The organism is Pseudomonas sp. 300 (assembly GCF_055803035.1).
The window spans coordinates 3,431,094-3,455,336 of the sequence record NZ_JAVLRV010000002.1; the positions used below are offsets into that span (position 1 = coordinate 3,431,094).

Below are 24,243 nucleotides of genomic sequence, written 5' to 3' on the forward strand. Positions count from 1 at the left end.
CGATAAACCTGTGGGAGCTGGCCTGCCAGCGATGAGGCCAGTAAGGCTATAAAAATTCAGGATCCGGCGCCGAGCACCCGACAAGCCTCCCACAAGGATTGCGGGTGATCACAAAATCGTGTGAACACCGATGAACCTGTGGGAGCTGGCCTGCCAGCGATGAGGCCAGGTCAGGCTGTAAAAATTCAGGATCAGGCGCCGAGCACCCGACAAGCCTCCCACAAGGATTGCGGGTGATCACAAAATCGTGTGACTACCGATGAACCTGTGGGAGCTGGCCTGCCAGCGATGAGGCCATTAAGGCCCACATCAGTCCGGATCAGGCACCGAGTACGCGGCAAGCCTCGGCCGGCAATGTCACCGACACCGGGTTGCCAATGCTCAACCCAAAACCCTGACACGGGGTGCTCAGCGCCGTAAACGACACGCCCGAACACTCCACGGTCGTCTCGATCGTCGCGCCGATATCACGCACGAACGTCACGGTGCCCAGCAAGCGATTCCCCGCCGACGCCTGCGGCTGCGACAGTTGCAAGTCCTCGGGGCGGATCAGCATCTTGACCTTCTCCCCCGCCGCAATGCTCGTGCAGATCGGCACGTGCAGGGCATCCCCCCCCGGCAGGCTGACCTGGCCGTTACCGAGCGCGGTCGCCGGGAAGATGTTGCCCGAGCCAATAAAGTCCGCGACAAACTCGTTGGCCGGGTGGCGGTAAATCTCGATCGGCGTGCCCACCTGCTGCACACGATGCTCACCCAACACCACGACGATATCGGCCATGGTCATCGCTTCACGCTGGTCGTGGGTGACCATGATGGTGGTGATGTTCAGGCGTTGTTGCAGTTGACGAATCTCCACCTGCATCGACTCGCGCAGCTTGGCGTCCAGCGCCGACAGCGGCTCATCCAGCAGGAGGATTTTCGGGTGGTTGGCAATCGCCCGGGCAATCGCCACGCGCTGGCGTTGACCGCCAGACAGTTTCGCCACCGGGCGATCAATCATTTCCTGCAACTGAATCAGCTCCAGCAGCTCCACCACTCGCGCCTGTTGATCAGCCTTGCTGACCCCGCGCAGTTTCAGCGGGTAGGCGATGTTTTCCCCAACCGTCATGTGCGGAAACAGCGCCAACGATTGAAACACCATGCCGAAATTACGCTGATGCGCCGGGGTGTGGCCGATGTCTTCGCCGTCGAGGCGGATCTCGCCGCCGGTCAGGGTTTCAAGGCCAGCGATCATCCGCAGCAAGGTGGTTTTACCGCAACCCGACGGGCCGAGGAAACACACCAGTTTGCCTTCCGGCAAATGCAGGTTCACATCCTTTACCGCGCAGGCCGAGCCGTAATGTTTCTCGACGTTTTCCAGAATCAGACCAGACATATGAATCACCTCAAGAATCAGAACGAAACGCCACCTTCACCGACCAGCTTCTCCAACGCCCAGATCAGGACGAAGTCGATCAGCACGATCAGCACGGCAAACGAAAATACGGTGGGGTCGAGCGACGACACGGTGCGGCTGTACATCCAGATCGGCACGGTCATGACATCGATGGTGTAAAGGAAATAGGTCACGGTGAATTCGTTGAACGAGACGATGAACGCCAGCAGCATCCCGGCGAGAATCCCCGACTTCATCAGCGGCACCACCACATCGATGATCGCCCGCGTTGGCGAAGCACCGAGCATTTGCGCGGCCTCTTCGACTTCGCTGCCGATGGAGAGCATCGCCGCCGTGCAGTTTTTCACCACGAATGGCAGCGCCAGGATCACGTGGGCAATCACCAGCCGCGAAGTGGTCATCTGGAACGGCAGGCTGTCGAACACCAGCAGCAACGCCAGGCCCAACACCACCATCGGAAACACCAAGGGCAAAGACATAAGCTGCAGCGCCACCGCTTTGCCGCGGAACTCGCACCGGGTCAGCGCGTAAGCCGCCGGCACCGCGATGATGGTGGCGAAGACCATGGTCAGGCACGCGACCATCAGGCTGGTGGTCATGGCTTTGCCGAGGCTCAGCACATCGCTGGAATCCGGCGACACGAAGGTGTGCCAGGCGGCCTTGTACCATTGCAGGCTGTAGCTGCTCGGCGGGAAGTCGAGGTTCGACGCACCGCTGAACGACATGACGATCATGGTCAGGATCGGCAACACCGCCAGCAGCAAAATGAAGCCTGAGAGGATGCCGGCAAACTTGCCGGTTTCGCCGGGCAGCAGCCCATAACGTTTCTTGATCACAGCGCTCATTGCGAAGCCTCCAGCATGCGCCGACGACGGCCAGTGATGTATTCGGACAGGGTCATGATCGCGAGCGTGGTGACAATCAGCACCACACCGGCGGCGGACGCGGCGGGCCAGTTCATCAGCGGGGCGATCTGGTCATGGACCATCACCGCCAGCATCGGCACGCGCCGGCCACCGAGCAGCAACGGCACCACGAAGCTGCTGGCGTTGTAGGCGAAAACAAGGGTCGCGCCGGTGATGATCCCCGGAAAACTCATCGGCAGAACCACCTGGCGGAACACTTGAAAGCGACTGGCGCCGAGGGTGGCGGCGGCCTCTTCGTAAGTGCGGGCGACGCCGCGCATGGCGCTGGCAATCGGCAACACGGCCAACGGGAACGCGGTTTGCACCAGGCCCATCAACACGCCGTTCTGGTTGTACAGGAGCATGATCGGTCGCTTGATCAGGCCCAGGCCCATCAGGGCCTGATTGAGCATCCCGCCCGGGCCGAGAATCACCAGCCAGCCGTAGCTTTGCAGCAGCAGGTTGACCAGCAACGGCAGCAGCACCGCGGCGAGGAAGATCCTGCGCACAAACGGCGAAGTCAGGCGCGACATGGTGTAGGCCACCGGGATCGCCAGTACCACGGCGATCACTGCGCTGATCAGCGCCAGGCGCAAGGTCAGCAGCAAGGATTTGAGGTAATACGGTTCCAGCAACTGGGCGTAACTGGCCAGGCTGAACCCGGTCCATTCCGCGCCTTTGGTACCGACGCTCATGCGCAGCACCAGCAGGCTGGCGGCAATCAGCACGCCGAGAAACAGCATCGACGGCGTGAGGAAAAACCAGGCGCGGGTCGTCGGCGAAACACCCCGATTGGCGCGCGATGCAGCGGCGGCGACCGGATGAGTCAGAGGTTGGTGTTCCATAGCAAGGGTCTCGTCAATGGAAAGCAGCTGGCAAACACAGGCTTTGAATCCACATCAGCCCCCTGTGGGAGCGAGCCTGCTCGCGATAGCAATCTGTCAGTCACATCAATGTGACAGGTAGGCCGTCATCGCGAGCAGGCTCGCTCCCACAGGGGATCTTCTGTGAGTTGAAGATCCTGTGTTCGCCACTCGATCAGGAAGAAAAGATTTCCGTGTAGCGACGAATCCATTGGTCATGCACGGAGGCCAGAAAGGCGTTGTCGTGCATGATCGCCTTCTCGGCAATCTGCTCAGGCGTGAGGATGTACGGGCTCTTGCGCGCTTCGGCAGAGATGATCGCCTTGGCGTTGACCGGGCCGTTGTAGATGTCTTCAGCCATCTTGCCCTGTACCAGCGGGTCCAGAGAGTGGTTGATGAAGGCGTAGGTCAGGTCGGTATCGCCCGGACGATTCTTCGGCATTACCGAGAGCATCAGGTCGGTGTAGAAACCTTCCTTCATGCCGAACGTGGCACCCAGGCCGTAGGCCGGATCGCGGATCTGCTTCGGGAAGAAGGCCGGAGCGTACAGGCCGCCCATGTCCAGGGAACCGGTGCGGAACAGCTCGGCGATCTGGTTCGGGTTTTCACCCAGGGTCACCACACGATCTTTCAGCTCGGCGAGTTTCTTGAAGCCTGGCTCGATGTTGTGCTCGTCACCACCGGCCAGTTTGGCGGCGATGATGATCAGGTCCATGGCCTCGGTCCAGTTCGGCGGCGGCAGGAAGATGTTCGGCGACAGCTCCGCGTCCCACAGGGCGGCGTAACTGTCCGGCGCTTCCTTGATGGTGCGAGTGCTGTAGACCAGGCTGTTGCACCAGAGCAGGTAACCGATCCCGTGGCCATTGGCCCCGGTGCGGTATTTCTCCGGGACATCGACCAGGTTGGGAATGCGGTTGAGGTCGGGTTTTTCCAGCAGGTTGGCGGCGGCCAGACCTTCGGCGCCGACGCCGGCCAGGGTGATGATGTCGTACTGCGGACGATCACCCGCGGCCTTGAGTTTAGCGACCATTTCCGAGGTGCTGCCGGTGCGGTCAGCGATGACCTTGCAGCCGTACTTGTCTTCGAAAGTCGCCGCAATGTTGCGCAGCGCAGCCAGGCCGGTGTCATCCGACCAGGTCAGCAAGCGCAGAGTCTTGCCCTGGAAACGGGTATCGCTGGCATTGGCCTTGACGAAGGGCAAGCTCATGGCCGCCGCTGCAACCGAAGCCACGCCCACGGTTTTGATAAATTGACGTCTGTTCAGATCATGCTCGCCCATTACGGACTCCCTTTGTTTTTGTAGGTATAAGGCAGGTCGAAACTGTTGCATCCGCGCGGCCGGACCAGCGTTATCCCTCGTATTTTCGGGGGTTTGGCTGAACCAGTGAGTTCATCCTGAGGTCGTGCAAAAAAGCTGACTATCGATAAAAACTCATCGAAGCCATGACATCAGTGCATGCCTCGATACGAGGCATGCACTCACCTTTTTCGTGCCGTCAGACGGCGCGAATCACGTGTTTGATTTCCTGGAAAGCCTGCAAGCCCCACGGCCCCAGTTCGCGGCCGATGCTGCTCTGCTTGTAGCCACCCCAGGCGGTCTGCGGGAAGATCACTTGCGGCGCGTTGATCCACACAAGCCCCGCCTGCAAAGCGTTGGCGACCCGATCCGCCGCCTCGACATCACGCGTCACCACGCTGGCCACCAGGCCGAACTGGCTGTCGTTGGCCAGGGCAATCGCCTCGGCTTCGGAGGTGAAACTGCGCACGCAGATCACCGGGCCGAAAATCTCTTCACACCACAACGCACTGTCGAGGGGCACTTCGGTGAAAATTGTCGGCTGCAAAAAATAACCGCGTGGCAGATCTGCCGGACGATTGCCGCCGCAAATCAGCTTGGCGCCGATACTCAAGCCACGGTCGATGTGGCCGAGCACGCGCTGGTATTGCGCCTGGTTGACCAATGCGCCCATTTCCACGTTCGGGTCGAACGGGTCGGCCACGCGGATGGCTTCGGCGCGGGCCTTCAGGCGCAGGAGGAATTCGTCGGCCAGTTCATCGGCGACCAGCACACGGCTGGTGGCCGAGCACATTTGCCCGGCGTTGAAGAAACCACCGCCACAGGCCACTTCCACGGCCAGTTCGATGTCGGCATCGGCCAGCACCAGCAGCGAGGATTTACCGCCCAGTTCGAGGCTCACGCCCTTCACGGTTTCGGCGGCGCGTTGCATCACCTGCACACCGACCGCATTGCTGCCGGTGAAGGAAATCTTGGCGATGCGCGGGTCTGCCGACATTGGCGCGCCGACCGCCAGACCGGTGCCGCAGACCACGTTGAACACGCCCTTCGGCAAACCAGAGTCAGCGATGATCGCCGCCAGCTCCAGCTCCGGCAGCGGCGTCACTTCAGAGGGCTTGAGCACCACACAGCAACCGGCGGCCAGGGCCGGCGCAAGTTTCCAGGCAGTGGTGACCATCGGGAAATTCCACGGCACGATCAGGCCGACTACACCCGCAGGTTCACGGCGCACACGGGCACTGAAGTCGTCGGTCGGCAGCTCGACGTTGCTGTCTTGCTTGGCATCGAGGCCTTCGGCCAGGCCGGCGTAGTACTCGAATGTGGCGATCACGTCATCGACGTCGATGGCCGCTTCGAACAGCGGCTTGCCATTGTTGCTCGACTGCAAATGCATCAATTGCTCGCGACCGGCCTGTACGCCGGCGGCGATGTTGCGCAGGATCGCGCCACGCTCTGCGCCGGTGGTTTGCGACCAGGCCTTGAAGGCTTCGGTCGCTGCGTTTGCCGCTTGGTCAACCGCGCTTGCATCGCCGCCATTCACGGTGGTCAGCAGCGCTTCAGTGGCCGGGTTGATCACACGCAGGTGTTCGCTGCCGGCCAACCATTTTCCGTCAATGAACAGACCGTCGAGGGTGGTGGGAAAAGTCATTTCGACACCGCCTTCATCCACTGGGTCTGATCGATTTCAATCAGGGTCGGGCCCTGACGATCGGCGGCGATGCGCAAGGCGCTGCGCAGTTGATCGACGCCGTTGACCGCTTCGGCCGCACAGCCCAATGCCTTGGCGACCCCGATGAAGTCCGGGGTATAGATGTCCACGCCGACCGGTTCGATGGCGCGGTTGACCATGTATTTCTTGATCTCTTCGTAGCCCTGGTTGTTCCACAGCAGGACGATCACCGGGGTACGCGCTTCAACCGCGCTGGCCAGTTCCGGCAGGGTGAATTGCAGGCCACCGTCGCCGATCAGGCACACCACCGGAGGACGCGCGCCGTTTTCAGCGCTGCCGCCAAGCCAGGCGCCAATCGCCGCCGGCAAGGCGTAACCGAGGGTGCCGTAGCCGGTGGACGAGTTGAACCAGCGACGCGGGCGTTCAGGGTTGAAGGTCAGGTTGCCGGTGTACACCGGTTGGGTCGAATCGCCGACGAACACGGCGTCCGGCAATTCGTGCAGGACGGTTTCGAGGAAACAGGTCTGGGCCAGGGTCGGCGCGTCCCAAGTGGCGGCGAGGTCTTCGCGCAAGCGCGCGGCGCGGACCTGGCCCCAATCGTTTTGGCGCTCGGCCAGCGATTTGTGAGACAGCGCGCCCAGCAAGGCTTGTGCTGCGTTACGCGAGTCGGCCACCAAGGCGACCTTCGGCGGGTAGTTGCGCACGGTCTGGTCAGGGTCGATGTCCACGCGCAGCAGCACGCCTGGGATGTCGAAACCGCCGGCGAAGGTGACGTCGTAGTCGGTCTCGGCCAGTTCGGTGCCAATGGCCAAAACAACGTCGGCCTCGGCCACCAGTGCGCGGGTTGCGACCAGGCTTTGGGTCGAACCGATCAACAGCGGATGGCCGGATTCGAGCATACCTTTGGCATTGATGGTCAGCGCCACCGGCGCGTCGAGCAGTTCGGCCAGTTCAGTCAATTCGGCAGCGGCATCGATGGCACCGCCACCGGCCAGAATCAGCGGACGCCTGGCGCCGGCGAGCAGCTCGGTCATGCGGCTGATCGCGCTGGGCGAAGCGCCGGCGCGGTCGATGTTGACCGGCAGGCTGCTGAGCAGGTCATCGGCCTCTTCGACCAGCACGTCCAGGGGAATTTCGATGTGCACCGGACGCGGGCGACCGGCCTGGAACAGCGCGAAAGCGCGGGCCAGGACGCCCGGCAACTCGGACGCCGACATCAGCGTGTGGGAGAACGCTGCCACGCCGCCGACCAAGGCGCTCTGGTTCGGCAGTTCATGGAGCTTGCCGCGACCGCCACCCAACTGGTTGCGAGTCTGCACACTGGAGATCACCAGCATCGGGATCGAATCGGCGTAGGCCTGACCCATGGCGGTGGTGATGTTGGTCATGCCCGGACCGGTGATGATGAAGCACACACCCGGTTTTCCGCTGGTGCGTGCATAACCGTCAGCCATGAAACCGGCGCCCTGTTCGTGACGCGGAGTGACGTGGTTGATGCTCGAACGGGCCAGCCCGCGATACAGCTCCACGGTGTGAACCCCGGGGATGCCGAACACCTGCTCGACCCCGTAATCTTCGAGTAACTTGACCAATACTTCGCCGCACGTCGCCATGTCTTTTGCCCTTTTTGTTCGTTTGAGACGCCGGGCCTGCGCAGTGTTTATGATGAGCGGGCAGGTCCAGGGATGGCCTCATTGGAACGGGCGACACGTAGCCGCAACAATGGATAAAAAGTCATACTAGCCATGTCCTCACGTCATACCTTGGATCCCAATGAAACGATTGCCTCCCCTGCCGGCGCTGTACACTTTTCTGATCACCGCGCAGTGCTGCAACTTCACCCGTGCGGCCGAACAGCTGTTCATCACCCAGGGCGCGGTGAGTCGGCAGATCGCCGGGCTGGAAGAGCATCTGGGTTATGAGCTGTTCATTCGCCAGGCCCGCGGCTTGGATTTGACCGCTGAAGGACGGGAGTGGCTGCCACGGGTGCAGCAGATTTTCGGCCTGATCGACGAGGCGGTGGAGCAGATCGGTGAGAAGCGCGAAACCCTGCAACTCAAGGCGCCGACCTGTGTGATGCGCTGGTTGTTGCCGCGCCTTTTACAGTGGCAACGGGAGCGTCCGGATGTGCCGGTGGAGTTGACCACCACGGTCAAGCACGGCGTGGATTTTCATCGCGAGCAATTCGATGCGGCGGTGATGTATGGCGCGCCGCCGGACAGTGCGTTGACGTCTTATCTGCTGTTCGATGAGCAACTGACCCCGGTGTGTTCACGACCGATGCTGGAAGGCCCGACGGCCTTGCAGGCACCCGCGGATCTGCAACAGCATTTGCTGCTGCACCCGACGCGGGATGAGCGCGACTGGAATGCCTGGTTGAAAGCGGCGGACCTTCATTTGAGCAATGTCAGCAAAGGCCAGCACTTCGAAACCCTGGACCTGGCGATGTCGATGGCGTCCCAAGGGACGGGTGTGGCGATTGGCGATTGGTCGTTGATTGGCGACGACCTGAGCGCCGGGCGGCTGGTCATGCCGTTTGAATTGAAGGTAAAAACCGGGTTGGCGTATTACCTGGTTTTCCCGGAGAAACCCGCGCCTTCACCGAAGTTGCGCGAGTTGATGGGGTGGTTGGTCGAGCAGGCCCAGAGTCGGTGACGGCCCAAAAGCATCGCCGGCAAGCCGGCTCCTACCAGGTTTATGTTGTCCCCCTGTAGGAGCTGGCTTGCCGGCGAAGGTATAAGCCGCGCCATCAATACCCGACAGTAAACCGCTGACGGGAGTGCTTCGGCGTCTCGACTTCGTCCAGCATCGCAATCGCATAATCAGCAAACGTAATCCAGCTGCGCCCCGCCCCGCTCACCAGCAAATCATCCTTGCCGATCCGAAACGACCCCGTGCGATCACCTTCGACGAACTCTGCCGAGGGTGACAGGAAAGTCCAGTCCAGTTCTTTTTCCTTACGCAGGTTCTCCAGGAATTGAGCACCGGCACTGGCCTCGGTTTTGTACTCTTCAGGAAAACCTTTGCTGTCGATAACGCGAGTACCGTCCGGCAGTAACAGCGAACCCGCCCCGCCGACCACCAACAGACGTTTCACCCCGGCCTGTTTCAACGGCCCGATGACGGCGCTCGCAGGCAGGGTCGCGAAGTGCGCGGCGCTGATCACCACGTCATGACCCGCGATTGCCGCTTGCAGCGCTTGGGCATCGAGGGCGTCAACGTTCTTGTTGACCACCCCGGCACGCTGGCCGATTTTCGACGTATCGCGAGCGATGGCCGTAACGCTATGACCACGACGCAGGGCTTCTTCCAACAATTGGCTGCCGGCACGGCCGGTGGCACCGATGATTGCGATGTTGCTCATGACGTTCTCCAGTGTGGATCAGTGTGAGTGGGTCAATCGGGTTACCACTTCATCTCGCCCTTGGCGACTTTGGCGCTTAGCTCCAGCGAGCTTTCTTCGCCCAGCTTCGGGTAGCGTTTTTTCATCGCGGCGATCAGCGCGGCAGCGTCTTTGGCCTTGGCGGTTTCTTCGTCGAAGGCCTTGATGTAATCGGCAGTGAACTGCACGGCGGCCAGGGAACGGGCGCTCTCACCAAGGTAGTGACCCGGCACGATGGTGTGCGGTTTCAGGGTTTCGATGGAATGTAGCGTAGCCAGCCAATCAGCGTGGGACTGCGCGGTTTGGGTATCGGCCATCCACACGTGAATGTTTTCTGCGACGACTACGCCACCGACCACTGCCTTGATCGACGGGATCCACACAAAGGTGCGATCCGGTTGCCGGCCATCAAGACCGACTACCTGCAGCTTCTGCCCTTCGAGCATCAGGCTGTCGCCCTTGAGCACGCTCGGCACGATGGTTTTGGCCGGCACGTCGGCGCCCATTTTCGGTCCCCAGAACGCCAGTTTGCCGTCGACGGTTTGCTTGATGTGGTCCACGGTCGGCTGCGAGGCGAGCACTTTGGCATCGGGGAACGCGGCGGTCAGGGTGTCGAGGCCGAAGTAGTAATCCGGGTCACCGTGGCTGATGTAAATGGTGGTCAGTTGCTTGCCACTGGCGCGAATTTTTTCCACCACTTGCTCGGCCTGGGACTTGCCGAATTGCGCGTCCACCAGAATCGCGTCCTTCTCGCCGCTGACCAGCACCGACGTCACCGGGAAGATCGCTTTCTCGCCGGGGTTATAAACATCCAGCGTCAGCGTCGATGCCGCCGCGTGGGCCGCGAAACCAAGGGTAGCCGTGGCCAGCAAAATACGCTTGAGGGAAGTGAAACCGATCATCTGTTGCTCCGTTGTCCGAGTGCCATGCTTGGCGATGGAACAGAGCTTAGTTGCCTGACTCAGTACAAAAAATGCGATGCTGGAACATAGTTTGTTTCTGAAAGCGGGCAAATCATGGATCGTCTACAAGCAATGCGCGTATTCGTCACAGTGGTCGACCTCGGCAGCCAGTCGGCCGCCGCCGATCATCTGGACCTGTCGCGGCCGGTGGTTTCGCGGTATCTGGCGGAACTGGAAGACTGGGTCGGCGCACGCCTGATGCATCGCACTACACGTAAATTGAGCCTGACCGCTGCCGGCAGTGAAATACTGCCGCGCTGTCGGCAGATGCTCGACCTGTCCACGGACATGCAAGCAGCCGTCAGCGAACCGGACGATGCACCGCGTGGCCTGCTGCGAATCAGCGTCAGCACCTCGTTCGGCCAGGCGCAATTGGCCGATGCGATGGCCGCCTACGTCAAGCGTTACCCCGGCGTCAGCATCGACCTGCAGATGCTCGACCGCACGGTGAACCTGGTGGATGAGCGCATCGATCTGGCGATTCGCACCAGCAATGACCTGGACCCGAACCTCATTGCGCGGCGGCTGACGGTCTGCCGCTCGGTGATCTGCGCTTCTCCCGCCTACCTGCAAGAACACCCGACGCCAATACAGGTGGAAGACCTGAGCCAGCACAACTGCCTGACTCATTCCTACTTCGGCAAAAGTCTGTGGCATTTCGAACAGGACGGCGAACCGGTCTCGGTGCCGGTGCAGGGCAACATCAGCGCCAATGAAGCCAGTACGCTGCTACGCGCAACGATCGCCGGCGCCGGGGTGGCGATGCTGCCGAGTTATCAGGCGGGTGTGCATATCCACAGCGGCGAACTGATCCGCCTGCTGCCCCAGGTCGAACCGCGCCAGATGAACATCTACGCGGTGTATGCCTCACGCAAACACATGCCGGCGGCGCTGCGCAGCGTGCTGGATTTTCTGGTGCTCAGATTCCCCGAAGAACCCGCGTGGGATATCGGACTTTAAGAGGCCCCTGTGGGAGCGGGCTTGCCCGTGATAGCGATCTATCAGTCACATCATTGTTGACAGGACGGCCGTCATCGCGGGCAAGCCCGCTCCCCCAGGGAACATCAGTGTTCTGAATGTCGGCCTACATGCGCAGAACGCGTGACTGGCAACTCACTGCCGCTGACCTATGCTGAAAGGAGTACCGAAGGGTATTCGTTCAGAGGTCAACGCCATGAACACGAAAACAAGAAGATACCTCGCCATTTTCATCACCTGCGCGGCGACGCTGGCGCTGTACGGCACCGCGGCCTGGCGCGTCGAGCAGTTGCGAAACCTGCCCCGTGAGTACGCGAGTTGTAACTTCGAGCGCTGCATTCCCCACAACGCCACCCTCAACGCCCTCCGATAACGACGAAGATCAGGCCTCGTTGTCCTGATCGGCCTTCAAGCGGTCGCGGAACGCCTTGGGCGAGATCCCCACACGACGCCGGAACAGGCGCGTGAAGTTGGTCGGATCGGAAAACCCCAACACATCGGACATTTCGTAAATGGTCATGCTGGTGTAAGTCAGCAAACGCTTGGCCTCCAGCAATTGCCGCTCGTGCATGATCTGCAACGCCGGTTGCCCCGCCAGTTCACGGCACGTGCCGTTGAGGTGCGACACCGAAATGCCCAAGCGATGCGCCAGATCTTCGACCTTGACGTGCTGACGATAGGTCTCTTCCACCAGTTGAATAAATCCGTTGAGATATTCCCGCGCGCGCTGCGGTCGCTGAGTGGCCGAGCGACGCTGCAGCACCTGCCGGCTGACCCACACCATGATCACGCTGACCAGCGAATGCATGAGCATTTCCCGGGCCGGTTGATGGCCGGTGTATTCGTTTTGCAACGCAGAAAACAAACTGTTGAGGTACTCACCGTCATTGCCGGCCGGATAACTTTCGGCCTGCGCCAGGGCGTTCACCGAGTTGCCCAGTTGCGCCTGAAGATGGGCGACCAGCGGCGCGGCCAGCGTCAGGACGAATCCTTCGACATCCTCGGAAAAACGATAACCGTGCACCGATAACGGCGGCAGGACCAGGATCGCCGGTTCGTTCAGCTGCGTGCGTTTGCCTTCGATTTCAAGCTCTGCCTGACCTTTGAACACGAAGAGCAACTGGCACAAATCGGCGTGGCGGTGGGGTTTGATTTCCCACTGATGTTCGCGGCTGCGTTTGGAGATGGTTTCGCAGTGCAACAAGTCCGGGGTCGGCCAGTCCAGGCTTTCACCATAGAGCTTGAACACCGGTATCGAAGGCAGGGCAGGCTTGTTCATAACTTCAATCCAGGCCTCGGAAGGTGGCGGGCGATAATCGCACCGATTGGCAGAATGTACAGCTATCGGCTCAGTTTTCACCTTCAATTGACAGACCCGCAAGTGAAAAATGCAAGCACTCGATCCATAAAAATAATTCACCGACTCTGGTCGTGTGGAGCTTGCGAGTCCTAAAAACAATGAAAACGCTGAAAACCCAAATCGCCATCATCGGTGCCGGTCCGTCTGGTTTGCTGCTCGGCCAATTACTGCACAACGCCGGTATCGACACCCTCATCCTCGAACGCCAGACCCCGGACTATGTGCTCGGGCGAATCCGCGCCGGTGTCCTCGAACAAGGCATGGTAGAGCTGCTGCGTCAGGCCGGTGTCGGCCAGCGCATGGACGCCGAAGGGCTGGTTCACGGCGGCTTCGAACTGGCCCTCGACGGGCGTCAGGTACACATCGATCTGCAAGCCCTGACCGGGGGCAAAACCGTGATGATCTACGGGCAGACCGAGGTCACCCGTGACTTGATGGCCGCTCGTCGGGAGGCCGGTGCGCAGACGATTTACGAAGCCGTCAACGTCGTACCCCACGGCATGAAATCCGATGAAGCCTACGTGACGTTCGAAAAGGACGGCGAAACCTTTCGGCTCGATTGCGACTACATCGCCGGTTGCGACGGTTTTCATGGTGTGGCGCGGCAATCGATTCCCGCCGAGCAACTGAAGGTCTTCGAACGGGTTTATCCATTCGGCTGGCTGGGGATTCTCGCGGACACGCCACCGGTTCACGATGAGTTGGTCTACGCCCGTCACGAACGCGGTTTTGCCCTGTGCAGCATGCGCTCGGCGACCCGAACCCGGTATTACCTTCAGGTGCCTGCTGACGAACACGTTGAGAATTGGTCCGATCAGCGTTTCTGGGATGAGCTCAAGTCCCGGCTGCCTGCTGCGTTGGCCGAGTCTTTGGTGACCGGGCCGTCCATCGAAAAAAGCATCGCGCCGTTGCGCAGTTTCGTGGTCGAACCGATGCAATACGGCCGGATGTTTCTGGTCGGCGACGCTGCTCACATCGTCCCGCCGACCGGCGCCAAAGGCCTGAACCTGGCGGCCAGTGACGTCAGTACATTGTTCAATATCCTGCTGAAGGTTTACCGCGAGGGCCGCGTCGACTTGCTGGAAAAATACTCCGAGGTCTGTCTGCGCCGGGTCTGGAAAGCCGAACGGTTTTCCTGGTGGATGACCTCGATGTTGCATCGCTTTGACGATCACGACGAGTTCAGCCAACGCATCAGTGAGTCGGAGCTGGACTACTTCGTCAGCTCTGAGGCAGGTCGAAAAACCATTGCAGAAAATTATGTCGGGCTTCCTTATGAGGCTATCGAATAGCCTGCTACCGACTTACACTGGCGAGCATCCCCGCTCGCCATTACCTCTTGCGGGACTTTCACTGCCCGCAGGTTCCAACGTGACCAATCTCAACCAGCCTGACACGCCTAAACCGGCCATTCGCAGCGTGCTGATCGCCCTGATGCTGGCGATTTTTCTCGGCGCGCTGGACCAGACCATTGTCGCCGTATCGATGCCGGCCATTTCCGCGCAGTTCAAGGATGTCAGCCTGTTGGCCTGGGTGATTTCCGGCTACATGGTGGCAATGACCGTGGCGGTGCCGATCTACGGCAAACTCGGCGACCTGTACGGTCGGCGCACGTTGATGCTGTTCGGCATGGGGCTGTTCACGATAGCTTCGTTGTTCTGCGGCATGGCCCAGAGCATGGAGCAACTGGTACTGGCGCGCATTCTTCAGGGCATTGGCGCCGGCGGGATGATTTCAGTCAGCCAGGCGATCATCGGCGACATCGTGCCACCCCGCGAACGGGGTCGCTATCAAGGTTATTTCAGCAGCATGTACGCGGTGGCCAGCGTGGCCGGTCCGGTGCTCGGCGGTTACATGACCGAATACCTGTCGTGGCGCTGGGTGTTCCTGATTAACCTGCCGCTGGGTCTGGGCGCGTGGCTGGTGGCCAATCGCACGTTGGTGGGGCTGCCCGTACCGCAGCGCAAGCCGATCATCGATTACCTTGGCACGCTGCTGATGATAATCGGTCTGACGGCCTTGTTGCTCGGTATCACCCAGGTCGGCCAGGGCCACTCGTGGCGCAGCGCCGAGGTGTTGGGTTTGCTCGGCTGTGCGGTGGTGGTCCTGGCCTTGTTCGTCCGACATGAGCGCCGTGCGCGGGAGCCGTTGCTGCCCATGCACCTGTTCGCCAACCGCAATGCGATCCTGTGCTGGTGCACGATTTTCTTCACCAGTTTCCAGGCGATTTCGTTGATTGTGCTGATGCCGCTGCGCTTCCAGAGCGTGACGGGCGCCGGAGCGGATAGCGCCGCGCTGCACCTGTTGCCACTGGCCATGGGTTTGCCGATCGGTGCGTATTTCGCCGGGCGCCGGACCTCGGTGACAGGGCGCTATAAACCGATGATCCTCGCGGGCGCCCTCCTCATGCCGATCGCCATTCTCGGGATGGCATTCAGCCCGCCACAGGCCGTGGTACTCAGCAGTCTGTTCATGGTGCTCAGCGGGATCGCCTCCGGCATGCAGTTCCCGACGTCATTGGTCGGGACGCAGAACTCCGTGGAACAACGGGACATCGGCGTGGCGACCAGCACCACCAACCTGTTCCGCTCCCTGGGCGGCGCGGTGGGCGTGGCGTTGATGTCGGCGCTGTTGCTGGCGTTACTGCAAGACTCGAGTTTCGCCCATCTGGCCGGCTCGACGCTGATTGCCGAGGGCAGCTCGGGGAACGTCTTGCTGGACGGCCTGAACGCCGCGCCGGGGGATGCACAGAACGCCTTGCGCGCCGAGCTGCTGCTGACCTTCCGGCATTTGTTGATGGTCAGTGCCGCCGTGTCGTTGCTGGGGTTGGCGGCGGCGATTGCCATGCCGAACCGGGTGTTGCGGGGGCGGGAGGACAAGGCTCGATAGATACACCGAGTCGCCTGCCATCGCGAGCAGGCTCGCTCCCACACTTGATCTCTGTCGCACACAATTCTGTAATCACTGGAGATCTACTGTGGGAGCGAGCCTGCTCGCGATGGCGGTCTGTCAGTCACCACCATCAAGGGCTGTAATACCCGACCGCCACCAGAAAATGCCCGACCTTCTTCAGGTACGCATGCTTGTCCTCGACCTTGCCGGTCACCGGGTTTTTCCACCGATATTCATATTCGCCAGAATCCTGCTTGGCGATCAACGCCAGGATCGGCTCGCCCACCGGCTTGCCTTCAGGGTCCTTGATCTTGCCGAAATCGGTATTGATCAGCCGCAGGTTGGTACCGTGGGCGACATAGCGCTGGGTGTCCAGATCGACGACAAACACATACAGGTCATCCTGCAAGTAACCGCCCTTCAGCGAGTTGATCGCCGTGAGCGTACCCTTCTCGTCCTTGGCCAGATCGGTCGCCGCTTTGTTCAGTAACGCCATCGCCTGCTCCGCCGACGCCCGTGGCAAGTAGTAACCCACCGCCAGAATCCGCTGGCCGACCCGTTGATAGAACACATGCTTGCGTTCGACCTTTCCGTCGGACCAGTTCTGCCAGCGATATTCCGCCTGCTGAATGCCATTGCCCTCCGGCACCTTCAACGCGTCCTTGAAGGCCTTCTGCAAATCCGGCCCGAGCACATCCGACACATCACGCCCGATCAACGCCGAAGAAGGCCCACCGCTGGCGAGCATCACGCCGTTGGTATCGAGCACGAATACGTAGCGGTCCTTGTCGACAAACTCGCCCTGTCGGCTGAAGGCCGCGAACGCCTTGTCACCGTTGTCGTGGTAATAGGCCAGGGCTTTTTCCAGCAAGGCGATGGCAGCCTTGCTGTCGTCCTTTTCGGTGCCGGCAGCCTGAACCTGCCCCATACACAGCAACAGCATCGCGCCCAGCAGGGCCAACCTGTGCAAAAACCCCATTGCGCATCCCTCGTTCTTGTCAGTGTTTCAAGAGCGTAGACGGCAATGGGGCATGTATGGATATTCAGCGAACCGCAGTCTGCAAAATGGTAGTGCAGCGAATTACCGCGTCCTCACCCTCAAGGCCTGGCACGCAACTGCTGCTGCAAGTTCTGAATCTGCGCCTGCAGGGTGTTGATGTTGCGGGTGACCGAAGCACGGAAAGCGTCGAACTCGGCGGTGTTGGACGAGGCAGGCCCGGCGGCCGGGCGGTTGTCCTGCTCGCTTTTGAGCACGATCATGTCCTGTTCCAGACGCTCGATCGCGGCGCTCGGGTTGCCTTGTTTTTTCAGCGCAACGATGTCGGCGCCGAGGCTTTTCAGCTGTGCGTCGAATTTTTCAGTGTCCGCCGGCGCGCTTTTCAGGGCGGCCAGTTCGCTGCTCAGGGCTTTGACCTGGGCCTGCAATTGCGTGTTGGCGGTCTGGTGCTCGGTGTTCTGGGCGGTGGCTTGCGCCAGGCGCTTGTCCAGATCGGCGGTTTGCGCGGTCATTTGCGCCAGACGCTTGTCCAGGTCCGAAGTCTGGCCGACAACGCCTTGCTGCTGCTTGCTCTGGTCCTGGAGTTTGCTTTCCAGCTGCTTGATTTGCAGTTTCAGCGCTTCGCTGTCGCTGGTGACGTTGGTCTGGCTGGCGACGACCTTGCCGGAAATGTCCTGCAAGCGCCCCGCAGCGTCCTCACTGATCCGCGCGAAACTTTCCTGGGTGGCCACCAGTTGCTGTTCCATCAGCGAGATCTGCTGAAAGCTCCACCAGGCAAGGCCAGCGAACGCAAAGAACAAGGCGCCGACCAGTGCCCACAACGGGCCGGTACTGGCAGCTTTGACCTTGACCACCGGCGGCGTGCGCGAATGCACGGCGGTGCGGGCGGTGGGCACAAAGTCATCGTCATCGAGGCTGTCGGCACGCAGGCTCGGTACATCGTCGAAGTCGTCGTTGGCATCGTTACGCATGGACATTGAGTCAACCTTTGTGGAACGCGGTGATGGCTTGATGCGGTGAAGTATAAACCCGTCGGCCGCATCGATTGACCCTGAACCTCACTCTCCGTTCAGTAACGGGATTTGTCAGTGAATGCCCTGAGCCTTCCACCAGCCGCAGAATTCGTCGAGGGCGGTCCACAGACTGACCTTCGGGTCGTAATCCAGATAATGCCGCGCGCGACTGATGTCCAGGGTGAAATTTTTGTTCATGACCTGCATGCCCAGGCGCGACAAGGTCGGTTCGGGGCGACCCGGCCACAGCTTGCAAGCGCCCTCGTTGAGCGCCGCCACGGCGTAAGCCAAGCCGTAGGAGCGGTAGCGGGTCACCTGTGGGACGTCCATTTTGCGCATGACGTAATTGACCACATCCCACAACGGAATCGGCGCGCCGTTGCTGATGTTGTAGGCCTTGCCCAAGGCTGAATCACTGGCCAGCAAGCTGCTGAGCAAGGCTTCGTTGAGGTTTTGCACGCTGGTGAAATCGACCTTGTTCAAACCGTTACCGATGATTGCCAGGCGACCTTTGTGTTGCATTTTCAGCAATCGCGGGAAGATGCTCATGTCGCCGGCACCGGTCACGAAACGCGGGCGCAAGGCCAGGGTTTCAAGGCCGAACTCCTGGGCGCCGAAGACCTTTTGCTCGGCCAGGAATTTGGTCGCGGCGTAGGGATGCTTGAAGCGCTTGGGCACCTGTTCTTCGGTCAATCCGAGGTGATCGCGGCCGTCAAAGTAGATCGACGGCGAGGACAAATGCACCAGTCGTCGCACCCGTTGTTTCAGGCAGGCTTCGACCACGTTTTCGGTGACCTGCACGTTGCCCTGATGAAAGTCCTGATAGCGCCCCCACACGCCGACAGCCCCGGCGCAATGCACCACGGCTTCGACATCGGAACACAGGTCGCGTGCCAGTTGCGGGTCACTCAAGTCACCCGCAATGAACTCGGCGCCACGGCGCACCAGGTGTTCGACGCTTTCGGCCCGGCGACCGTTGACCCGTACATCCAGGCCCTGCTCCAGGGCGAAACGCGCAAAGCGCCCGCCAATGAAGCCGCTTGCGCCGGTGACCAGAATCTTCATGTAGTGCTCCGAATATTTCGTTTTGCGTAGTGCGTGAGGTCTTGACGCTGCCGGTCAGGTCAACGGCACCAGCCATTGCCTCGACGAGCGCACCAATTGATCGGTCAGCAACCCCAGCAACTGACCGCCATTGCGCCAATGATGCCAGTACAGCGGCACATCGATGGGCTTATCTGGCAAAAGCTCCACCAGAACACCGCGTTCAAGTTGCTCGCGCACCTGCAATTCCGGCACCAGTCCCCAGCCGAGACCGGCCTCCGTCAGGCGAATGAAGCCTTCGGATGATGGGCATAAATGGTGTTCGAAACCGCCGTCGACGCCGAGGGAAGCGAGGTAGCGATGCTGTAGGAAATCGTCCGGGCCAAACACCAATGCCGGCGTTTTCGACAACTGTTCGGCGCGAACGCCGTGCGGAAAATGCCGGGCGATGAACGCCGGGCTGGCCAGTGCGCGATATCGCATGGCGCCCAACAGGACGCTGCGCGCCCCGGCCACCGGACGTTCGCTGGCACAGACACACGCGGCCACTTCGCCTGCACGCATGCGTTTGAGGCCGACGGTCTGGTCTTCGACCACCAGATCCAGCAACAGATGTTGTTCGGCGCAAAAGTCACCGACCGCTTCGGCCCACCAGGTGGCGAGGCTGTCGGCATTCAGGGCGATGCGCAGACGTTCCGGCAGACCTTCTTCATCCAGCGCAGGGACCAGCGTCTGCAGATCGCGCTCCAGCAAGCGAACTTGCTGCACGTGGTTGAGCAAGCGCCGACCGATTTCCGTCGGCGCGGGCGGCGTAACCCGCACCAGCACCGGCTGGCCGACCCGCGCTTCCAGCAATTTGATGCGCTGCGAGATCGCCGATTGCGACAACCCGAGCACCTGCGCGGCACGTTCGAAACCGGCCTGCTCAACCACCGCAGCCAAGGCAGACAGCAATTTATAGTCGAACATCAGTTTTCCTAATGAGCGATCAGCATGATTGGTTTTTCTTATACAGGTTAGCAGCAGAGAATGCCCGGCAAGAACTCTTGAACAAGGATTACCGACATGGCTGGCGAAACTTCATTGGCCACATTGCTACGCAGCATGAGCCCGCAACTCAACGCAGGCGAATACGTGTTCTGCACCCTGCGTGACGGTCAGTTGCCATCGGGCCTCGAAATTGTCGGCAGCTTTCGCGAGCAGGAAGGTCTGACGGTGATTCTGCAACGTTCCCACGCTGAACAGGCCGGTTTCAGCTTCGACTACGTCGCAGCCTGGATCACCCTCAACGTGCATTCGGCCCTGGACGCCGTAGGCCTGACCGCCGCGTTCGCCACCGCGTTGGGTCAGGCCGGAATCAGCTGCAACGTGATCGCCGGTTACTTCCACGATCATTTATTTGTCGGCCAGGCCGATGCCGAACGCGCCCTGCAAGTGCTTCGGGATCTGGCAACCAACGCGGAGTAAAACTTATGTGGCAAAGCTATGTGAACGGCCTGTTGGTGGCCGCGGGGCTGATCATGGCGATCGGTACTCAGAATGCGTTTGTACTGGCCCAGAGCCTGCGACGTGAACATCACCTGCCGGTGGCGGCGCTCTGCGTGACGTGCGACGCGTTGCTGGTGGCGGCCGGTGTATTCGGTCTGGCGACCGTGCTGGCGCAAAACCCGACTTTATTGGCCATCGCTCGTTGGGGTGGTGCGGCATTTCTGCTGTGGTACGGCAGCCTCGCACTGCGTCGGGCCTGCTCGAAGCAAAGTCTGCAACAAGGTGAAAACCAGACAGTACGTTCGCTGCGCGCGGTGATGCTCAGCGCCCTGGCGGTGACCTTGCTCAACCCGCACGTTTATCTGGATACCGTGTTGCTGATTGGCTCTCTCGGTGCGCAACAAACCGAGCCCGGGGCTTATGTCGTGGGTGCGGCCAGTGCGTCGTTGCTGTGGTTTTTCACCCTGGCGCTCGGCGCTGCATGGCTGGCGCCGTGGCTGGCTCGGCCGAGCACTTGGCGGATTCTGGATCTGTTGGTCGCCGTGATGATGTTCACCGTGGCTGGCCAACTGATCATCGCTTCCTGATATTCCAAAAGGCTCTGGAACCTCTATTCCACACAGTTGTTGCGTGGTTATGCCGCACCCCCGGTGCTATGATCCGGTTCGATGCGCCGCAAAGAGTACAAACTCCCCGGCGCTTGTATGGCCGCCCGTGATCGGCCTTGCGCTCACCGCAACTGACCTGATTAGGAGAATCATCATGGCTTTCGAATTGCCGCCGCTGCCTTATGCACACGATGCCCTGCAGCCGCACATTTCCAAGGAAACTCTGGAATACCACCACGACAAGCACCACAACACCTACGTCGTGAACCTGAACAACCTGGTGCCAGGCACCGAGTTCGAAGGCAAGACTCTGGAAGAAATCGTCAAGTCTTCCTCGGGCGGTATCTTCAACAACGCCGCTCAAGTCTGGAACCACACTTTCTACTGGAACTGCCTAGCGCCAAACGCCGGCGGTCAACCAACCGGCGCACTGGCTGAAGCCATCAATGCTTCCTTCGGTTCGTTCGACAAGTTCAAGGAAGAGTTCAGCAAGACTTCCATCGGCACTTTCGGTTCCGGTTGGGGCTGGCTGGTGAAAAAGGCTGACGGTTCCCTGGCCCTGGCCAGCACCATCGGCGCCGGCAACCCGCTGACCAACGGCGACACCCCGCTGCTGACCTGCGATGTCTGGGAACACGCTTACTACATCGACTACCGCAACGTTCGTCCGAAATACGTCGAAGCGTTCTGGAACCTGGTCAACTGGAAATTCGTGGCTGAGCAGTTCGAAGGTAAAACCTTTACTGCTTAAGATCGACGCCAGTCAAAAAACCCGGCTTTTGCCGGGTTTTTTTTGGGTTCCAGAACCCCTACAGAATTCGAGTACAACCGAAAAATATCTCTCGGGTATTGGGCCGCCATCGCTGGCATGCCAGCTCCCACAGGGATTGAGGTGAGCCTGTGAAATCAGGTCGGCTGTCAGGCCGTCATCGCCGGCAAGCTGGTCTCGCTCCCACAATTGAAAGGTGCACATCAGCAGAAAGCAGGCCGATTTCCCACAATGAAACCAGCCATCAGCCCCTTGCCCCAACGCCACAGACGTCTAACATCAACCAAAAGGAAAATATGTCCAAATCCCCCTCAAGTTGAAGGACTCGACTACCGACACAGTACTAATAGGGCAATGACTCCAGGCAACAGCATTTCGGCCAACCCCACAGGCAAATTCCCCTGTGTTCGATTGTCCCTTTGACTGCCATCACCGGATTGCCAATACTCATGGCAACTTGATGCTACCTGCACGGAACAAGGAATGACTCTTTGAAGCTGGAACTCAAGAACAGCTTGTCGGTAAAGTTGCTCCGGGTCGTGCTCCTGTCGGCATTGATCGTCGGCGTGGTCTTGAGCTGCGCGCAGATCGTTTTCGATGCCTATAAAACACGCCAGGCCGTGGCCGGCGATGCCCAGCGCATCCTCGACATGTTCCGCGACCCCTCGACCCAGGCCGTCTACAGCCTGGACCGGGAGATGGGCATGCAGGTGATTGAAGGCCTGTTTCAGGACGACGCCGTACGCCAGGCCTCCATCGGTCACCCCAATGAAGCCATGCTGGCGCAAAAGTCCCGCGAGTTGCAGCAATCCAACAGCCGCTGGCTGACCGACCTGATCCTCGGCAAGGAACGCACCTTCACCACTCAACTGGTGGGTCGCGGCCCCTACAGCGAGTACTACGGCGACCTGAGCATCACCCTCGACACCGCCACCTACGGGCAAGGGTTCATCGTCAGTTCGGTAATCATCTTCATTTCCGGGGTATTGCGCGCCCTCGCCATGGGACTGGTGTTGTATCTGGTCTACCACTGGCTGCTGACCAAACCGCTGTCGCGGATCATCGAGCACCTGACCGAAATCAACCCGGACCGCCCCAGCGCGCACAAGATTCCACAGATCAGGGGCCATGAGAAAAACGAACTGGGCATCTGGATCAACACTGCCAACCAGTTGCTCGAATCCATCGAGCGCAACACTCACCTGCGCCACGAAGCGGAAAACAGTCTGCTGCGCATGGCCCAGTACGACTTCCTCACCGGCCTGCCGAACCGCCAGCAATTGCAACAGCAACTGGACAAGATCCTCGTCGACGCCGGCAAACTGCAACGTCGGGTCGCGGTGTTGTGCGTCGGACTCGATGACTTCAAGGGCATCAACGAACAGTTCAGCTATCAGACCGGCGACCAGCTGCTGCTGGCGCTGGCCGATCGCCTGCGAGCCCACAGTGGTCGACTCGGCGCTCTCGCCCGCCTCGGCGGCGATCAGTTGGCACTGGTTCAGGCCGATATCGAACAACCCTACGAAGCTGCCGAACTGGCACAAAGCATTCTCGATGACCTGGAAGCGGCATTTGCCCTCGATCATCAAGAGATTCGCCTGCGCGCCACCATCGGCATCACGCTGTTCCCCGAGGATGGCGACAGCACCGAAAAGCTGCTGCAAAAAGCCGAGCAGACGATGACCCTGGCCAAGACTCGCTCGCGCAACCGTTATCAGTTCTATATCGCCAGTGTCGACACCGAGATGCGTCGCCGTCGTGAACTGGAAAAGGACCTGCGCGACGCCTTGGTCCGCGACCAGTTCTACCTCGTCTACCAACCGCAGATCAGCTACCGCGATCATCGGGTGGTGGGCGTCGAGGCATTGATTCGCTGGCAACATCCCGAACATGGGCTGGTACCGCCGGACCTGTTCATCCCGCTGGCCGAGCAGAACGGCACCATCATTGCCATTGGCGAATGGGTGCTGGATCAGGCCTGTAAACAGTTGCGCGACTGGCATGACCAGGGCTTCACCGACCTGCGCATGGCGGTGAACCTGTCTACGGTGCAGTTACACCACGCCGAACTGCCACGGGTGGTCAACAACCTGTTGCAAATGTACCGCCTGCCACCGCGCAGCCTGGAGCTGGAAGTCACCGAAACCGGCCTGATGGAAGACATCAGCACCGCCGCCCAGCATCTGCTGAGCCTGCGTAGATCCGGCGCGTTGATTGCCATCGACGACTTCGGCACCGGTTACTCATCGCTGAGTTACCTGAAAAGCCTGCCGCTGGACAAGATCAAAATCGACAAGAGCTTCGTACAGGATCTGCTCGATGACGACGACGATGCGACCATCGTTCGGGCGATCATTCAGCTGGGCAAGAGCCTTGGCATGCAGGTCATTGCCGAAGGCGTGGAAACCGTCGAGCAAGAGGCCTACATCATTTCCGAAGGCTGCCACGAAGGTCAGGGCTACTTTTACAGCAAACCCCTGCCGGCACGAGAACTGGGCGCCTATCTGAAACAGGCTCAGCGCAGCAATGCCGCAATCTTGTAGGAGCGAGCCTGCTCGTTCCTACAGAGTGAAACGAGGCGGCGATCTTTTGATCCACGGCATAACCGTTGGCTGAATAA

General features: G+C 60.3%; 22 protein-coding genes. 9 read left to right on the plus strand and 13 right to left on the minus strand.

Features of this window, described 5'->3' with window-relative positions; all coding sequences use genetic code 11:
• Window positions 1-319: 319 nt before the first annotated feature.
• From Q7W83_RS22250 to Q7W83_RS22275, 6 genes are all read right to left on the minus strand, one after another.
• Window positions 320-1,375 carry an ABC transporter ATP-binding protein gene (locus Q7W83_RS22250; protein ID WP_150631154.1) on the minus strand — a complete coding sequence of 352 codons (1,056 nt, stop codon included), beginning with the start codon at window positions 1,373-1,375 and terminating at the stop codon, window positions 320-322.
• Window positions 1,376-1,392: 17 nt separating this feature from the next.
• The gene (locus Q7W83_RS22255) at window positions 1,393-2,241 is read right to left on the minus strand and encodes an ABC transporter permease (protein WP_458377085.1); all 849 of its coding nucleotides are present in this window, start codon (window positions 2,239-2,241) and stop codon (window positions 1,393-1,395) included.
• Entirely contained in the window at window positions 2,238-3,146 is a 909-nt protein-coding gene (locus Q7W83_RS22260) for an ABC transporter permease (RefSeq protein WP_150631156.1), read from the minus strand. Before Q7W83_RS22260 ends, Q7W83_RS22255 begins: the two co-directional genes overlap by 4 nt.
• Before the next feature lie 193 nt (window positions 3,147-3,339).
• On the minus strand, window positions 3,340-4,443 hold the full coding sequence (locus Q7W83_RS22265; RefSeq protein WP_010457579.1) for an extracellular solute-binding protein: 1,104 nt from the start codon (window positions 4,441-4,443) through the stop codon (window positions 3,340-3,342).
• Between the two features lie 217 nt (window positions 4,444-4,660).
• The gene (locus tag Q7W83_RS22270; RefSeq protein WP_150631157.1) at window positions 4,661-6,109 is read right to left on the minus strand and encodes an aldehyde dehydrogenase family protein; all 1,449 of its coding nucleotides are present in this window, start codon (window positions 6,107-6,109) and stop codon (window positions 4,661-4,663) included.
• Window positions 6,106-7,743, minus strand: a complete 1,638-nt coding sequence (locus tag Q7W83_RS22275) for a 5-guanidino-2-oxopentanoate decarboxylase (protein ID WP_473657017.1) — start codon at window positions 7,741-7,743, stop codon at window positions 6,106-6,108. The genes Q7W83_RS22270 and Q7W83_RS22275 overlap by 4 nt, the downstream gene beginning before the upstream one ends.
• A gap of 160 nt (window positions 7,744-7,903) precedes the next feature.
• On the opposite strand from Q7W83_RS22275, the gene Q7W83_RS22280 reads away from it, so the two are divergent.
• The gene (locus Q7W83_RS22280) at window positions 7,904-8,785 is read left to right on the plus strand and encodes a LysR substrate-binding domain-containing protein (protein ID WP_150654084.1); all 882 of its coding nucleotides are present in this window, start codon (window positions 7,904-7,906) and stop codon (window positions 8,783-8,785) included.
• Between the two features lie 94 nt (window positions 8,786-8,879).
• Here Q7W83_RS22280 and Q7W83_RS22285 read toward each other — a convergent pair whose 3' ends face one another.
• Both Q7W83_RS22285 and Q7W83_RS22290 read right to left on the minus strand, forming a co-directional pair.
• Window positions 8,880-9,494 carry an NAD(P)-dependent oxidoreductase gene (locus Q7W83_RS22285; RefSeq protein WP_473657019.1) on the minus strand — a complete coding sequence of 205 codons (615 nt, stop codon included), beginning with the start codon at window positions 9,492-9,494 and terminating at the stop codon, window positions 8,880-8,882.
• A gap of 41 nt (window positions 9,495-9,535) precedes the next feature.
• Window positions 9,536-10,414, minus strand: a complete 879-nt coding sequence (locus tag Q7W83_RS22290; protein ID WP_473657021.1) for an MBL fold metallo-hydrolase — start codon at window positions 10,412-10,414, stop codon at window positions 9,536-9,538.
• A gap of 114 nt (window positions 10,415-10,528) precedes the next feature.
• Between Q7W83_RS22290 and Q7W83_RS22295 the strand changes: the two genes are divergently transcribed.
• Both Q7W83_RS22295 and Q7W83_RS22300 read left to right on the plus strand, forming a co-directional pair.
• Window positions 10,529-11,434, plus strand: coding sequence for a LysR family transcriptional regulator (locus Q7W83_RS22295; RefSeq protein WP_224787835.1), 906 nt, complete (start codon window positions 10,529-10,531; stop codon window positions 11,432-11,434).
• A gap of 214 nt (window positions 11,435-11,648) precedes the next feature.
• Window positions 11,649-11,825 (plus strand): hypothetical protein, encoded by a 177-nt coding sequence (locus Q7W83_RS22300; RefSeq protein ID WP_191623667.1) that lies wholly within the window; start codon window positions 11,649-11,651, stop codon window positions 11,823-11,825.
• Between the two features lie 9 nt (window positions 11,826-11,834).
• Here Q7W83_RS22300 and Q7W83_RS22305 read toward each other — a convergent pair whose 3' ends face one another.
• Window positions 11,835-12,731, minus strand: a complete 897-nt coding sequence (locus Q7W83_RS22305) for a helix-turn-helix domain-containing protein (protein ID WP_150631162.1) — start codon at window positions 12,729-12,731, stop codon at window positions 11,835-11,837.
• A gap of 188 nt (window positions 12,732-12,919) precedes the next feature.
• On the opposite strand from Q7W83_RS22305, the gene pobA reads away from it, so the two are divergent.
• Both pobA and Q7W83_RS22315 read left to right on the plus strand, forming a co-directional pair.
• Entirely contained in the window at window positions 12,920-14,104 is a 1,185-nt protein-coding gene (pobA, locus tag Q7W83_RS22310) for a 4-hydroxybenzoate 3-monooxygenase (RefSeq protein WP_191623668.1), read from the plus strand.
• Window positions 14,105-14,183: 79 nt separating this feature from the next.
• Window positions 14,184-15,701 (plus strand): MDR family MFS transporter, encoded by a 1,518-nt coding sequence (locus Q7W83_RS22315; RefSeq protein ID WP_150631164.1) that lies wholly within the window; start codon window positions 14,184-14,186, stop codon window positions 15,699-15,701.
• Window positions 15,702-15,834: 133 nt separating this feature from the next.
• Here Q7W83_RS22315 and Q7W83_RS22320 read toward each other — a convergent pair whose 3' ends face one another.
• The 4 genes from Q7W83_RS22320 to Q7W83_RS22335 all read right to left on the minus strand — a co-directional run bounded on the left by Q7W83_RS22320 (window position 15,835) and on the right by Q7W83_RS22335 (window position 19,727).
• On the minus strand, window positions 15,835-16,683 hold the full coding sequence (locus Q7W83_RS22320) for a cache domain-containing protein (RefSeq protein ID WP_150631165.1): 849 nt from the start codon (window positions 16,681-16,683) through the stop codon (window positions 15,835-15,837).
• 119 nt (window positions 16,684-16,802) lie between these two features.
• The gene (locus tag Q7W83_RS22325) at window positions 16,803-17,678 is read right to left on the minus strand and encodes an ATPase (protein ID WP_150631166.1); all 876 of its coding nucleotides are present in this window, start codon (window positions 17,676-17,678) and stop codon (window positions 16,803-16,805) included.
• 108 nt (window positions 17,679-17,786) lie between these two features.
• Window positions 17,787-18,779, minus strand: coding sequence for an NAD-dependent epimerase/dehydratase family protein (locus Q7W83_RS22330; RefSeq protein ID WP_150654082.1), 993 nt, complete (start codon window positions 18,777-18,779; stop codon window positions 17,787-17,789).
• A gap of 54 nt (window positions 18,780-18,833) precedes the next feature.
• A complete protein-coding gene (locus tag Q7W83_RS22335; RefSeq protein WP_150631168.1) occupies window positions 18,834-19,727 on the minus strand; it encodes a LysR family transcriptional regulator ArgP in 894 nt (297 codons plus the stop codon).
• Between the two features lie 96 nt (window positions 19,728-19,823).
• On the opposite strand from Q7W83_RS22335, the gene Q7W83_RS22340 reads away from it, so the two are divergent.
• From Q7W83_RS22340 to Q7W83_RS22355, 4 genes are all read left to right on the plus strand, one after another.
• A complete protein-coding gene (locus Q7W83_RS22340) occupies window positions 19,824-20,225 on the plus strand; it encodes an ACT domain-containing protein (RefSeq protein WP_473657026.1) in 402 nt (133 codons plus the stop codon).
• A gap of 5 nt (window positions 20,226-20,230) precedes the next feature.
• Window positions 20,231-20,833 (plus strand): LysE/ArgO family amino acid transporter, encoded by a 603-nt coding sequence (locus Q7W83_RS22345; RefSeq protein WP_150631170.1) that lies wholly within the window; start codon window positions 20,231-20,233, stop codon window positions 20,831-20,833.
• A 175-nt stretch (window positions 20,834-21,008) separates the two neighbouring features.
• The gene (locus Q7W83_RS22350) at window positions 21,009-21,605 is read left to right on the plus strand and encodes a superoxide dismutase (RefSeq protein ID WP_008034365.1); all 597 of its coding nucleotides are present in this window, start codon (window positions 21,009-21,011) and stop codon (window positions 21,603-21,605) included.
• A 509-nt stretch (window positions 21,606-22,114) separates the two neighbouring features.
• Window positions 22,115-24,166, plus strand: coding sequence for a putative bifunctional diguanylate cyclase/phosphodiesterase (locus Q7W83_RS22355; protein WP_473657028.1), 2,052 nt, complete (start codon window positions 22,115-22,117; stop codon window positions 24,164-24,166).
• The last annotated feature ends 77 nt before the right edge of the window (window positions 24,167-24,243 follow it).

Excerpts from the sequence above, each read along its gene's own strand:
- Q7W83_RS22250 (WP_150631154.1), bottom strand. The coding sequence starts at position 1,375 with ATGTCTGGTCTGATTCTGGAAAACGTCGAGAAACATTACGGCTCGGCC.
- Q7W83_RS22255 (WP_458377085.1), bottom strand. The coding sequence starts at position 2,241 with ATGAGCGCTGTGATCAAGAAACGTTATGGGCTGCTGCCCGGCGAAACC.
- Q7W83_RS22260 (WP_150631156.1), bottom strand. The coding sequence starts at position 3,146 with ATGGAACACCAACCTCTGACTCATCCGGTCGCCGCCGCTGCATCGCGC.
- Q7W83_RS22265 (WP_010457579.1), bottom strand. The coding sequence starts at position 4,443 with ATGGGCGAGCATGATCTGAACAGACGTCAATTTATCAAAACCGTGGGC.
- Q7W83_RS22270 (WP_150631157.1), bottom strand. The coding sequence starts at position 6,109 with ATGACTTTTCCCACCACCCTCGACGGTCTGTTCATTGACGGAAAATGG.
- Q7W83_RS22275 (WP_473657017.1), bottom strand. The coding sequence starts at position 7,743 with ATGGCGACGTGCGGCGAAGTATTGGTCAAGTTACTCGAAGATTACGGG.
- Q7W83_RS22280 (WP_150654084.1), top strand. The coding sequence starts at position 7,904 with ATGAAACGATTGCCTCCCCTGCCGGCGCTGTACACTTTTCTGATCACC.
- Q7W83_RS22285 (WP_473657019.1), bottom strand. The coding sequence starts at position 9,494 with ATGAGCAACATCGCAATCATCGGTGCCACCGGCCGTGCCGGCAGCCAA.
- Q7W83_RS22290 (WP_473657021.1), bottom strand. The coding sequence starts at position 10,414 with ATGATCGGTTTCACTTCCCTCAAGCGTATTTTGCTGGCCACGGCTACC.
- Q7W83_RS22295 (WP_224787835.1), top strand. The coding sequence starts at position 10,529 with ATGGATCGTCTACAAGCAATGCGCGTATTCGTCACAGTGGTCGACCTC.
- Q7W83_RS22300 (WP_191623667.1), top strand. The coding sequence starts at position 11,649 with ATGAACACGAAAACAAGAAGATACCTCGCCATTTTCATCACCTGCGCG.
- Q7W83_RS22305 (WP_150631162.1), bottom strand. The coding sequence starts at position 12,731 with ATGAACAAGCCTGCCCTGCCTTCGATACCGGTGTTCAAGCTCTATGGT.
- Q7W83_RS22320 (WP_150631165.1), bottom strand. The coding sequence starts at position 16,683 with ATGGGGTTTTTGCACAGGTTGGCCCTGCTGGGCGCGATGCTGTTGCTG.
- Q7W83_RS22325 (WP_150631166.1), bottom strand. The coding sequence starts at position 17,678 with ATGTCCATGCGTAACGATGCCAACGACGACTTCGACGATGTACCGAGC.
- Q7W83_RS22330 (WP_150654082.1), bottom strand. The coding sequence starts at position 18,779 with ATGAAGATTCTGGTCACCGGCGCAAGCGGCTTCATTGGCGGGCGCTTT.
- Q7W83_RS22335 (WP_150631168.1), bottom strand. The coding sequence starts at position 19,727 with ATGTTCGACTATAAATTGCTGTCTGCCTTGGCTGCGGTGGTTGAGCAG.
- Q7W83_RS22340 (WP_473657026.1), top strand. The coding sequence starts at position 19,824 with ATGGCTGGCGAAACTTCATTGGCCACATTGCTACGCAGCATGAGCCCG.
- Q7W83_RS22345 (WP_150631170.1), top strand. The coding sequence starts at position 20,231 with ATGTGGCAAAGCTATGTGAACGGCCTGTTGGTGGCCGCGGGGCTGATC.
- Q7W83_RS22350 (WP_008034365.1), top strand. The coding sequence starts at position 21,009 with ATGGCTTTCGAATTGCCGCCGCTGCCTTATGCACACGATGCCCTGCAG.